The sequence below is a fragment of the Photobacterium sp. AWH4_225 genome (assembly GCF_056158405.1).
This window is the reverse complement of the sequence record NZ_JBSWTF010000001.1, coordinates 2,549,931-2,561,424: the sequence shown is the minus strand read 5'-3', so window position 1 is coordinate 2,561,424 and position 11,494 is coordinate 2,549,931. Positions and strand designations below refer to the sequence as shown.

Sequence of the window (11,494 nt, the reverse complement as noted above, 5' to 3'; positions counted from 1 at the left end):
TCAAATTAGCTTTCTAAGCTTGGTTTTAGTGAACCTAGGCTAACCTCTTTTGAATTAGCTTTGGCAATGAAAAGCAGACCAATGATAGGGACCACGATAGCTGAGTAGGGGATCATGCCAGCACCCAGCTGGCTATCAAGTACCATCCCGCCTAAGAAACCACCAAAGGCATTAGCCAAGTTGAATGCTGAGATATTTGCAGTTGCGGCAAGCTCCTGGCCTTCTCCACCATGGTTCATCACTCGTAACTGCATGGCTGGAACGTTGGCAAAGGAAGCGATGCCGAAGACAAAGGCTGCAGCGACAAACATGACTTTGCTCTCGACTGTAAGTCCTACCAATACCAGTGCAACAATCATGGCGATGGCCCAGAACATGGAGGCTTTTTGTAAGTTTTTATCTGATGAACGCCCGCCTAGGGTATTGCCAATAATTAAGCCCACACCGACGATGACCAGAATCCATGTGACAGAATTCTCAGCAAATCCTGTAATGTGCATGGCGATAGGGGCTAAATAGCCGTAAAGTGTCATGAAGCCAGACCAAGCAAAGACCGTGATCGCTAGACTGATGAGTAGCATTGGGTTCTTGAAGGCCATTAATTGAGCTTTAACGTCTTTTGCTTCACCATGGCCAGATGATTTAATGACGGTTGTGATGAAAAATAGTGCCACTAAACCAAAGGCCGAAACGGTCAAGAAAGTGGTGTGCCAGCCAAATTGAAGTCCAATCCAAGTGCCGCCGGGGACACCGAGCACGTTGGCTAGTGTCAGACCTGCGAACATTTGACCGACCGCTCTTCCTGCCATTTTCTCTGAGACCAAGTTAGTCGCGACAACAGCGCCGATGCCATAGAAGGGACCTTGAACCAAACCTGTGATGACTCGGCTGACCATCAGCACTATGTAATTCGGTGCGAACGCAGATAGCAGGTTACCGGCTATGAACAGTAACATTAAACCAGCCAGTACGGTCTTCTTGTTAAATCGAGCGAGGTAAATGGTTAGAATCGGCCCCCCGAATACAATAGCCAGGGCATAGGCACTGATTAGATAACCGGCTTGGCCTTCACTGATCGACAGTGAGTTGGCAACCTGTGGCAGGATGCCTGCGATAACAAATTCAGCGGTTCCGATAGCGAATGCTGCAAGCGTCAAAATCCATACCTGCAGCGGCATTCTTTCTTTATTCATGAGGGGGGCTCTTATATTTCGTGAATCTAAATGAATCCAAGATGCCAATCGCTTTGAAGGAATTGGCACTCATAACTGTTATGAAAAGCTGTGATAAAACTGTTGTGATGACTAAGTCGTTATAAACACGAGGGTTTCCTTAGCGTTTAGCCAAGCAAGGCTCCACCATCTACATCGATCACAGTGCCTGTCATGTAGGTGTTCTGCATGACTAAGAGGTAAGCCATCGCAATATCAGAAGCTTGCCCAACTTTTCCCACAGGCAAGGTATTTTGACTGTGTTGATACATGGCACTTCGGTCTTCATCGCGAATTTCTTTATAGGCTTGGGTTTGTGTTAAGCCTGGACTGACGGTATTGACTCGGATCGGCGCGAGCTCTTTGGCTAGCACCTTAGTGACGGCCTCCAGTGCGGCATTAATAGCGGTTTTGACATAGGTATTAGCAACGACTTTGCGCGACAACATCCCCGAAGTCAGAGTAATGGAGCCGCCTTGTTTGAGGTAGCGTGCTGCGTGTTTAGCGGCGAAAATGCTTCCCCAAAACTTGGTATCGAAGGCCGCTTTGGCTAGGGCTGTGTCGACATCCACAACTTTACCGGCCGGGGCAAAGGAGCCGGCGGTGACAATCAGGTGGTCAATAGCACCGATAGATTCGAAATAACGATAAACGGATTGTTCATCACTGATATCAAGACCGGTGTTTCGGCTAGCGACATGGATGGTAGTGTTTTCTTGTTTGAGCTGTTTGGCGAGCTCAGCGCCAATGCCCGATGTTCCGCCGATAATCACATACACGGTATTGTCTTTTTTCATAGTGGCTGTCCCAATATTGTTTTGATGGAGCCAGTATATTGATTTGGCCATTTTTGATAATTGGTTACAATTCGAATTCATTATTCGGTTTGACTGAATAATTGTGGGTGGATAAAGGTTAGGAAAGAAAGCGTGGATAAATTTTCCGACATGATGCTGTTTGTCAGTATTGTCAAAAACCAAGGGCTTGCAGCAGCGGGCAGGGAGTTGGGGTTGTCACCGGCAACAGTGACCGCAAGGCTGCAAACGCTAGAGGAGCGCTATGGTGTCAAGCTATTGAACCGAAGCACTCGCCACCTATCTCTGACTGACTCAGGTGCGATGTACCATCAGGCTTGTCTTGAGATCCTCGATAGTGTGAAAGAAACGGAAAACCTTCTACAAACAGGCTTGAAGGAAGTGCGTGGCACATTGAAAATTTCCGCACCACGTGACATTGGCAAACAGTATATTTCACCGATTGTGTCAGCATTTGCTGAGCAATACCCCGATGTCACACCATATCTATATTTGAACGATAACTTGTCGAATCTGGCTGAGTCCGGGCTGGATATTGTGATCCGCTACGGCGAGCTTGCTGATAGTAGCCTGATCTCGCGCAAATTGGCTGCCAGTCGGCGTGTGTTGTGCGCATCTCCTGAGTACTTGGCTAGAAGGGGAACCCCCATCAGCCCGCAAGATTTGGCTAATCATGATTGTCTAGCCATGGTACGTAGCAACGAAGAGCTGAAAACGTGGCATTTCCAGGATAGCGAGAAGCATAATGTGATTACAGTGCTGCCCAAGCGTTGTTCTGACGATGGTGAGGTTATCCGCCAGTGGGCACTGGAGGGGGCAGGTATTGCCCTTAAATCTATCTTGGATGTACAGGAAGATATTAACCAGCGCCGTCTTGTTACGCTGTTGAATGGTTACATGAAGAATTTCAATGCCTCCACCTCGTCGGTCGGGGCTGATTTGAATGTGATTTATATGAGCAGGCAATATCAGCCCAAGCGGATCCGCCTGTTCTTGGATTTCCTGATAGAACGGTTTGAGCTGTTAGCTGACAAGTAAAAAACGCCCCGACATTAATCGGGGCGTTTTAGTTATTGAGTTAAAAGCTAATGAGTTAATAACTAAAGCAGCTCAGTTATTTCTCGTCGTAGCTCGCTTCGCGAACTTTGGCTTCTTCTTCCCACTTAGGCACAACCGTATTCAGGAAGTCTTCTTTTTCCTGGTTCATCGCATCCATATCCATACCAAGCGCCTGCTGGGCTTTCAGCTTGGTAGAGATGTCTGGGATTTCAACAGGATCGGTAATGCCTTTGGTTGCCAGTAGGCGAACTACTTTAGCACGGGCATCAGCGGCTTTATCCAGTGCCGTACCCAGAACGCGTAGGGCAACTTCCGGTGCGTGCATGTGAACACCGTGAGAAGCAATCGCGTAGTCCCAGCGCCATTGCGCGTGACGGATGTCGGTCAGGATTGGCTTCATTTCTTCTTCCGTTGCACCTGCATCCCAAGCGGCTTTCGCTTCGAAGTGAGCGGCAACGATTTGCTTCTCAGCGCGAAGTTTCATCTCTAGCACCTGAGCTTTACGGGTAGAAACGATGCCCTGTAGGGTTTCTTTGTCTTGGGTGTGACAGTTAGCACAGGTATCTTCGAAACGGTCGAATGGGTTACCGATCTTGTGATCAGTGAACACGACACCGTCTTCGTTCTGTACTTTCGGCATGTGACAGTCAATACAGGTCACGTTGTTCTTACCGTGGATACCATCGCGCCATGTTTCATACTCTGGATGCTGCGCTTTGATCATCGGTGCTTTAGACAGACCGTGGGTCCAATCACTGAAGCCGATATTGTCGAAGTACACTTCCATTTCGTCAACACCCGTACCCATGTCCCATGGGAACTTGACTGAGTTGTGGCTTTGCTTCTGGAAGTAGTATTCAACGTGGCACTGACCACAAACTTGCGCTTGCTGGTCTAGGCGAGAACCATCCTCAAATTTCTTGTCGATGGCTTCCATCGCACGGGCTGCGTATGGGCGCGACAAAGCCAAGGCTGGTTTGCCTTGTTTGAAATCTTCACTGTTGGTGTTGTGGCAGTCGGCACAGCCGATGGTGTTGCTGATTTCAGAGCCCAAGCGTGCCCACTTGCCTTCGAAATAGCCATCTTCACCGCGCTCGTCAATCACACGAGCAACGTCAGGGCTCTTACAGCTCCAACATGCCATCGGCATTGGGCCCGAGTTAGCATCTTGAGGGCCACCGGTACGTAGGGTTTCACGTACATCGGTTAGGGCGTAGTAGTGACCACGGGCTTTGTTATAGTCTTTGGCAAAGCCGTAGCCAGCCCACAGGATAACCATGTTCGGGTCACCTTCAAGGGCATCTTCGATATGATCGCTTTCTTTGGTTGCTTCCCAGGTTTTGTACTGGTCTGCATGGGCCGCTGCAAAAGCTTCGTTTCGCGCCTCAATTCTTTCTTTTTCAGCAGGTTGTTCTTCGTTTGCTAACGCATTGCCAGAAAGAAATATTGCAGACAGTAATGCTGCAACAGCGGCAGTATTTCTCGTCCATTTATTACTCACGATGTGCACTCCAAAATTCTTGTTGTAAATAGAGCCAAGCGTTGTGAATGCGGCTTTTCGATGCAAACAGAATTAGAGTTCTAAATAAGAATATCAGAAAGGAGAAAAACCGAGATAAAAGCGTTTTCTTTTTTGTCTTGGATCAAAAGGGAAAAGTGAATAACGCGAGGTAGATTAATAATTTACCTATATACCCCTTTGTGGGTATTTACATAACCCTTTGGGTTGGTGTGGGTTTTTTGCTGTAATATCATTTTAAAACAACACGTTAGCGTGGGTTTTGGGATTGATCTAAATCAGTAAAAGTTCATGTTCAATACCACTTATACGTTATTTGTTATTTGTCGCATATTTTCACATCTTGAAATATAGTTTAATAAGCTTGTTGAGCGTTGTGGCTTAAAAATGATGCAAATAAGAATTGATTTCAAATGCAATGGATTATTAATTGCAGAAATCAAGGGGCACTTTTGTGCCTGATTTGTATTATCAGCACCGGTTACTTTTTGATTTAAATAAAAAAGTAATTGTGGAAGATGAAAAGGTGAAAAATGGGCAATCATAAAGTAGCCCTGAATAGCATGCTGACATTGTTTGTCGCTATGTGTATTTGGGGTTTCTCAATCAATGTTGCCGCAGACTCCCAAAGCACAGAAGCCACGACAGCCAATTCTTCTGTAACCACTTCGGAGTCCGGCAGACATGTCGTTGAATTCATCCGTGATCGGGATTACGCCTGTACCCAATGTCACAAGGATGATGAACACGTACTTAAAGGTGCGCATAGCACCGCCATTAATCCGCATACTAACCGTGATGTGACCTGCGTAGACTGCCACAGCAATGTGGGCAAAGACCACCGCAACGGCGCAAAAGAGGTGACCAAGTTTGCTCCAGCTCAGTCTGTTGCCGGCACTGAAAAGCCAGCAGCCGATGTTGCCTGGATCACCCAGCAAAACGAAACGTGTGTGAACTGTCATGAGCCTGAGAATTTACGTGAAGCGAACTGGACTCACGATGTCCACGCTTTGGATCTCTCATGTGCTTCTTGCCATAACATCCACCCAACATCTGATCCGATGAAAGGAATCGAGAGAAAGCCGAAAATCAAGCTTTGTGTCGATTGCCATTCCGATCAGACAAAAGCAAAAAAGTAGGGGAGAGTTTATGACGTGTTCAAGACGTAACTTCCTGGCCGGTGCCGGGGCAGTTATCTTCACTACAGGGGTGGCAGCCTCTAACCTCGTTGGTGGTCGCAAGACATTGGCGGCAACCATGGAAGATGGTGTGAAGCGCTATGGTATGGTCCATGACGAGACACTTTGTATCGGTTGTACCGCCTGTACCGATGCCTGCCGCGAAGTCAATAATGTGCCTGAAGGGGTATCACGACTGGAAATCGTCCGCAGTGAACCACAGGGCGAATACCCAGATGTTGACTACAAATTTACCCGTATCTCTTGTCAGCATTGTGAAAACGCACCTTGTGTCCATGTCTGCCCGACTGGGGCGGCCTTCAAGGACGATGACACCGGTATTGTTGCCGTCGATAACTTCAAGTGTGTCGGTTGTGGTTACTGCCTAGCGGCTTGTCCTTATCAGGTGCGTTTCTTCCATCCTGAAACTAAATCTGCGGATAAGTGTGACTTCTGCCGTGAAACCAATCTCAAGGAAGGCAAACAACCTGCTTGTGTTGAGTCATGTCCGACTAAGGCACTGACCTTTGGTGATTTGAATGATCCAAATAGCGAAATCAGTCAATTAATCACTGAGAAGCCGGTTTATCGCCAAAAAGTCGAGCTCGGCACTGCGCCTAAGATGTACAAGGTGCCACATGGAAAAGGGGAGATAAAAGGATGAGTACGACATTTGCAGATGCCTTTTATTTTGACTCGTTGGTCTGGGACTGGATCATTGCGGTCTACCTGTTCTTGGCAGGGATGTCAGCCGGTGCGGTAATGATTGCTATCTACCTTAAACGTAAGGTGATCGAAGGTTACCCGGCCAGTAACGGTATTATAAAAGCGACAGCGATTCTGGCCCCGTTCGGGATCATCGTGGGGCTGTTGATTCTGATCTTCCACCTGACCAAGCCTTGGTCATTCTGGAAAATCATGATTTTCTACAACCCGACCTCGGTGATGTCGATGGGTGTGGTGTTGTTCCAGGTTTACCTGGTGGTTCTGTTTGCTTGGCTTGCTATTATCTACAAGAACGAGCTGCTGGAATTGCTAGGTGAAAAGTTGCCAATTGTTGGCAAGGTCATGAAGGTAATAGAGCGCTTCGAAAACAGCATCGAATTGTTCCTTGGCTTCTTGGCTTTGGTACTGGCGGCCTACACTGGCTTCCTACTATCAGCGTTGCAAACCTACCCGATGCTGAATAACCCGGTATTGCCTGTCTTGTTCTTGTTCTCCAGTCTGTCATCGGGAGCTGCCGCTTGCTTGTTGTTTGGCGTGGTGTTCTTTAAAGAATCGGCGAAAAGTGCCAGTGTCAGCTGGGTACACAAGTTCGAGCGTCCAGTGGTGATGTTTGAGTTGTTTGTGATCTTTGCTTTCTTCACCGGTTTGTACTTCGGTGGTGGTCAAAGTCAGGTAGCTGCCATTGCCGCGATCGGTGGTGGTTTCTGGGCTAGCTGGTTCTGGTATGGCGTGATTGGTATGGGCATGTTGGTGCCATTAGGCCTTAATGCCGTGAGTCCTTCTGGAATTAAACACAACAAAGCCTTTATTATGCTGGTGACGACACTAAGTTTGATCGGTGTACTGATGCTGCGTACGTTTGTGCTGTATGCTGGACAAATGACGACCTTATAGGTTGATGTAACAAAGATGGAATCGCCACAGTTAGCGCTGTGGCGATTTAGTAACAAGGAATATAGATGCTCCCTGAAGTTGGACATTTCTCGTTAATCCTCGGTATGGTGTTCGCCTTACTCGGTGCAACTGTCCCGGTTGTTGGATTAGTCAAAAAGGATTCATACCTTACTCGCTATGCCTGGCCATTAAGTTATGGCGCCTTTGGCTTTATTGGTCTCTCGATTATCTTGCTTGGCGTGTGTTTTGCGCTGGATGATTTTTCGGTTGCCTATGTTGCCCATCACTCCAATACCCAATTACCCATATTCTTCAAGCTCGCCGCGGTGTGGGGGGGACATGAAGGATCATTTTTATTTTGGTTATTCTCCTTAACCCTCTGGACTGCGCTTGTTGCCAGGGTGTGCCGCAAACTCGATGAGGAATTTATCGCAAGGGTACTTATTACCCTGTCTGGGCTGGTTTTGCTGTTTAGCTTGTTTGTTTTGCTGACCTCTAACCCGTTCGAGCGACTGTTCCCGACACCGCTTGAAGGCCGCGACTTGAACCCGATGCTGCAGGATATTGGGCTGATCTTCCATCCGCCGATGCTTTACTTGGGCTATGTTGGTTTTGCTGTCAGTTTCGCTTTTGCTATTGCAGCCTTAACAGGTGAACGTGGCAAAGATTATGGAAAAGTTGAGTGGGCAAAATGGAGCCGTCCTTGGACGCTGGCAGCTTGGGTTTTCCTCACCGGTGGTATCGCACTGGGCTCGTGGTGGGCATACTATGAACTTGGCTGGGGGGGCTGGTGGTTCTGGGACCCAGTAGAGAATGCATCGCTGATGCCATGGCTGACGGGCACCGCGCTGATCCACTCTTTGATGATCACCGAATATCGTAAGGCGCTGTCTGGTTGGAGTTTACTACTGGCTATCTTTACGTTCTCACTAAGCTTGTTGGGCACCTTTATTGTTCGCTCGGGTGTACTGACATCTGTTCATGCCTTTGCGGTTGATCCAACCCGGGGAGTAACGCTGCTGGCGATGCTGGCATTGATCCTCATTGTTGCCTTGTCGTTGTTTGCTGCACGTTCCGGCCGTTACTTTGTTGCCGCCAAATTTGGGTTTTTATCGAAAGAAGCGATGTTCATGGTGGGGAACAGCCTGTTTGCGGTCTCCATGCTAACGGTACTGCTAGGCACTTTCTATCCATTGGTATTCCAAGCGATGGGCTTGGGTAATATCTCTGTAGGTGCGCCATATTTCAATGCGATGTTTGTACCGATGAGTTTTGTGTTGTTCCTGTTTATGGGACTAGGCGTAGTGATCCGCTGGCACAAGGTTGGATTGGAAGATGTGATTACCCGCTCTCTGGCTCCAATGTCGGTCTCTATTGTGCTGGGAGTGGCATTGTCGGTGATGTTTGAGCGTGGGGTAAATATCACCGTATGTCTGGCCTTTATCACCGCTATCTGGATAGCACTTTGTGCCCTGCAGGCGATGTACATGCGTATCCGTGCCCGCCGGGCGAAAGGTATGAGTGGCATTGTATGGAAGCAAGCGGCGATGGTTATTGCCCATATTGGCGTTTCGGCAACCATCATTGGTGCGACCTTGGTGAGCTTTTATGATGAAGAGATCAGCAGCAAGATGGGGCCGGGAGATGCGGTTTCTCTGGGTGAATATCGCTTTACCTATCAGCAGACAGACCTGTTAGTTGGCCCTAACTATACCGCCGAACAAGCCCAGATCACCGTAACCAAAGATGATGCATTCATCGCAACTATTCGTCCTGAACGACGCCATTACACAGTGCGCACCATGAATATGAGTGAGCCGGGTATTAAATGGTTCTGGCATGGTGATATCTATATCACCTTGGGAGAGAAGCTTAACCGTACGGATTATGCAGTTCGGATCCAATACAAGCCGTATGTTCGATGGTTATGGCTGGGCAGTATCTTGATGATGATTGGTGGGGCCATGGCAGTGGTTAGCTTGGCGAGCAAACGGGTATCGCATAAGCTGCAGCAACCCAAGAAGATAGAAACTATCGTGCTTTGGAAGTAATAGAGTGATGGTGTAAAGAGATGAGAAAAACTAGCCGTTATCTTCCGTTAGGCGCGGTGGTCGTGATTCTGGTCATCATAAGTTTGTCGATGATGTTCACCCAAGAAGGTCATGCCCCAAAACTTGAAAACAAACCGCTACCAGCTTTTAGCTTGCAGCGACTAGATACTGCTGCTGGCACAGCGGATGAAACATTATTAACTGGTAAGCTGCAGCTACTGAACGTGTGGGCCTCATGGTGCGCTGTGTGTAAAAGTGAACATGCATTCTTGTTGCAGTTGGCTCAGCAACAAGACATGTCGATTATTGGGCTCAATTACCGTGATAACCGACAGGCAGCAATACGTGAGTTGAACCAAAGTGGCAATCCTTACAAGGCTGTTTTGTATGATCCTAAAGGTGCGTTTGCATTGGATCTCGGTGTGTATGGAACGCCGGAAAGCTACTTAGTCGACAGCACAGGCACTATTCGTTACCGCTACTTAGGTGCTTTGGATGAAAAAATATGGCAGCAAGAATTCGTCCCAGTCATCGAAATGCTGCAACAGGAAGAACAAACTAATGGATAGGGATGTATTAAACCGGCTTAAACAATTTATGTTGGCAGCCGTTATGTGTGTGCTCGTTACGAGTGTATCGGCTCTGGCACAAAGTGATCAGATATTTGTAGCGGCAGACGCTGAGTTAGTTGAGTCTGTCGAGACATTCCAGTTTCGTTCATCAGCCGAGCAACGCCGTGCTATCCAGTTGTCACGCCAGCTTCGTTGTCCGCAATGCCAGAACCAGAATCTGATCGAGTCTAACTCCCCTGTGGCGAAAGATTTGCGTCTTAAAGTGTATCAGATGGTCAATGCCGGTCAGAGTGATGAAGTCATCATTGAGTATATGACATCACGCTTTGGTGATTTCGTGCTGTATAAGCCTCGTTTGAATCCACAAACCTATTTGCTGTGGGGCGGGCCGTTCTTGCTGTTGGCCTTGTTTGGCTCGATTATCTGGGTAACGATTCGGCGACAGCAGAAGGAAAGATAAGGACGCAGTATTTCATCTTATGATGTTATCAATGACTTAGATCTTTCATCGTAAGTTGTACCCAGCGGTTTCTATTTTTTTGCTTGAATTGGCTTTCCCTTAATTTTGCCAAGAAAGTTAAACTCCACTGTTAATTTTTGTATGCACAATATAGCGACTGCAAGCGCATATTTGCAGTGGGATTTTCCCGACTAAATGAATAATGTTTTTTTAATGTTGTCATGCTGTATGGCTTAATGTAACTGTAAGCATATGCTCGACAAATGATACATTTATTTACAATGAGTGTACTGATAATACAAAGATCTAGAGATAATGTCTTTGGTTTATTGTTTTGCTTAATCAAATAAATCTAAAGAATATGTCTATATCAGTATACGAAACAAGCAAGATGCATGTTTCTATAGGCGAAAAGGAAGTCATTAAGACCTTTAAAAAAAGACCTGGATATAAAAAACGCTTCAAGCGGGAAAAAAAGGCTCTGCAAAGGTTAAAAGGCATCGATGGTTTTCCGCAAATTATCAGCCATCGTAATAGCACTGTTGTGATGTCTCGTGTTGCTGGTGATAATAAAGAACAGCTTTCTAATCAAAGTCTTAAAGAGATTAGAGTGCTGGTGGATAATATGCTGGAGGCCGGAGTCGCTCGCCATGCAATACCTGAGCGTGATCTGCTTATCGATGATGATAAAGTGTCGATGGTTGATTTTGAGCGAATTACACTACGTCGTCATCGGTTATCACCGAGCTGGCTGTTTGCAAAAAAAGTCACTAAGTTTCATTTGTTTAGGCTGATTTCGAATCATAATAGTCAATTACTGACTGATGATGAAAAGAAAGAGTTAGAAACATTTACAGCTGTTCGAAATAAACTTCAAAAGCTCAAGAAAGTCCGAAGCTCTGTCCGTAAAGTGATTCGAACTAAGGCCAAAGCTGGCAACTATACCAAGAAGTTTGAGAGCAGTAATTTACGTAAAGACTAGTTACTTATGCGCTAGCAATTAAATGCT

General features: G+C 46.9%; 11 protein-coding genes. 8 read left to right on the top strand and 3 right to left on the bottom strand.

Annotated elements, in window-relative coordinates:
• Nucleotides 1-5: 5 nt before the first annotated feature.
• Complete coding sequence (locus ACXAD4_RS12015) at nucleotides 6-1,193, bottom strand: MFS transporter (RefSeq protein ID WP_475241612.1); 1,188 nt, start codon at nucleotides 1,191-1,193, stop codon at nucleotides 6-8.
• A 146-nt stretch (nucleotides 1,194-1,339) separates the two neighbouring features.
• Nucleotides 1,340-2,008 carry an SDR family oxidoreductase gene (locus tag ACXAD4_RS12010; RefSeq protein ID WP_475241610.1) on the bottom strand — a complete coding sequence of 223 codons (669 nt, stop codon included), beginning with the start codon at nucleotides 2,006-2,008 and terminating at the stop codon, nucleotides 1,340-1,342.
• A gap of 132 nt (nucleotides 2,009-2,140) precedes the next feature.
• On the opposite strand from ACXAD4_RS12010, the gene ACXAD4_RS12005 reads away from it, so the two are divergent.
• On the top strand, nucleotides 2,141-3,064 hold the full coding sequence (locus ACXAD4_RS12005; RefSeq protein WP_475241608.1) for a LysR family transcriptional regulator: 924 nt from the start codon (nucleotides 2,141-2,143) through the stop codon (nucleotides 3,062-3,064).
• 76 nt (nucleotides 3,065-3,140) lie between these two features.
• Here ACXAD4_RS12005 and nrfA read toward each other — a convergent pair whose 3' ends face one another.
• Nucleotides 3,141-4,586 (bottom strand): ammonia-forming nitrite reductase cytochrome c552 subunit, encoded by a 1,446-nt coding sequence (gene nrfA, locus ACXAD4_RS12000; protein ID WP_475241607.1) that lies wholly within the window; start codon nucleotides 4,584-4,586, stop codon nucleotides 3,141-3,143.
• A gap of 551 nt (nucleotides 4,587-5,137) precedes the next feature.
• Here nrfA and nrfB point away from each other — a divergent pair.
• From nrfB to ACXAD4_RS11965, 7 genes are all read left to right on the top strand, one after another.
• Nucleotides 5,138-5,743 (top strand): cytochrome c nitrite reductase pentaheme subunit, encoded by a 606-nt coding sequence (gene nrfB / locus ACXAD4_RS11995; protein WP_475241605.1) that lies wholly within the window; start codon nucleotides 5,138-5,140, stop codon nucleotides 5,741-5,743.
• Nucleotides 5,744-5,753: 10 nt separating this feature from the next.
• Nucleotides 5,754-6,446, top strand: coding sequence for a cytochrome c nitrite reductase Fe-S protein (nrfC, locus tag ACXAD4_RS11990; protein WP_475241604.1), 693 nt, complete (start codon nucleotides 5,754-5,756; stop codon nucleotides 6,444-6,446).
• Nucleotides 6,443-7,402: a cytochrome c nitrite reductase subunit NrfD gene (nrfD, locus tag ACXAD4_RS11985; RefSeq protein WP_475241602.1), complete on the top strand. Its 960-nt coding sequence runs from the start codon at nucleotides 6,443-6,445 to the stop codon at nucleotides 7,400-7,402. Before nrfC ends, nrfD begins: the two co-directional genes overlap by 4 nt.
• A 65-nt stretch (nucleotides 7,403-7,467) precedes the next feature.
• Complete coding sequence (locus tag ACXAD4_RS11980; RefSeq protein WP_475241600.1) at nucleotides 7,468-9,453, top strand: heme lyase CcmF/NrfE family subunit; 1,986 nt, start codon at nucleotides 7,468-7,470, stop codon at nucleotides 9,451-9,453.
• A gap of 20 nt (nucleotides 9,454-9,473) precedes the next feature.
• Nucleotides 9,474-10,022 carry a DsbE family thiol:disulfide interchange protein gene (locus ACXAD4_RS11975; protein WP_475241599.1) on the top strand — a complete coding sequence of 183 codons (549 nt, stop codon included), beginning with the start codon at nucleotides 9,474-9,476 and terminating at the stop codon, nucleotides 10,020-10,022.
• A complete protein-coding gene (gene nrfF / locus ACXAD4_RS11970) occupies nucleotides 10,015-10,485 on the top strand; it encodes a heme lyase NrfEFG subunit NrfF (RefSeq protein WP_475241597.1) in 471 nt (156 codons plus the stop codon). Before ACXAD4_RS11975 ends, nrfF begins: the two co-directional genes overlap by 8 nt.
• A gap of 361 nt (nucleotides 10,486-10,846) precedes the next feature.
• Entirely contained in the window at nucleotides 10,847-11,467 is a 621-nt protein-coding gene (locus ACXAD4_RS11965; RefSeq protein WP_475241595.1) for a hypothetical protein, read from the top strand.
• Nucleotides 11,468-11,494: the final 27 nt, after the last annotated feature.

Bases quoted from the DNA above. Each gene is read 5' to 3' on its own strand.
- ACXAD4_RS12015 (WP_475241612.1), bottom strand. From the start codon at position 1,193: ATGAATAAAGAAAGAATGCCGCTGCAGGTATGGATTTTGACGCTTGCA.
- ACXAD4_RS12010 (WP_475241610.1), bottom strand. From the start codon at position 2,008: ATGAAAAAAGACAATACCGTGTATGTGATTATCGGCGGAACATCGGGC.
- nrfB (WP_475241605.1), top strand. From the start codon at position 5,138: ATGGGCAATCATAAAGTAGCCCTGAATAGCATGCTGACATTGTTTGTC.
- nrfC (WP_475241604.1), top strand. From the start codon at position 5,754: ATGACGTGTTCAAGACGTAACTTCCTGGCCGGTGCCGGGGCAGTTATC.
- nrfD (WP_475241602.1), top strand. From the start codon at position 6,443: ATGAGTACGACATTTGCAGATGCCTTTTATTTTGACTCGTTGGTCTGG.
- ACXAD4_RS11980 (WP_475241600.1), top strand. From the start codon at position 7,468: ATGCTCCCTGAAGTTGGACATTTCTCGTTAATCCTCGGTATGGTGTTC.
- ACXAD4_RS11975 (WP_475241599.1), top strand. From the start codon at position 9,474: ATGAGAAAAACTAGCCGTTATCTTCCGTTAGGCGCGGTGGTCGTGATT.
- nrfF (WP_475241597.1), top strand. From the start codon at position 10,015: ATGGATAGGGATGTATTAAACCGGCTTAAACAATTTATGTTGGCAGCC.
- ACXAD4_RS11965 (WP_475241595.1), top strand. From the start codon at position 10,847: ATGTCTATATCAGTATACGAAACAAGCAAGATGCATGTTTCTATAGGC.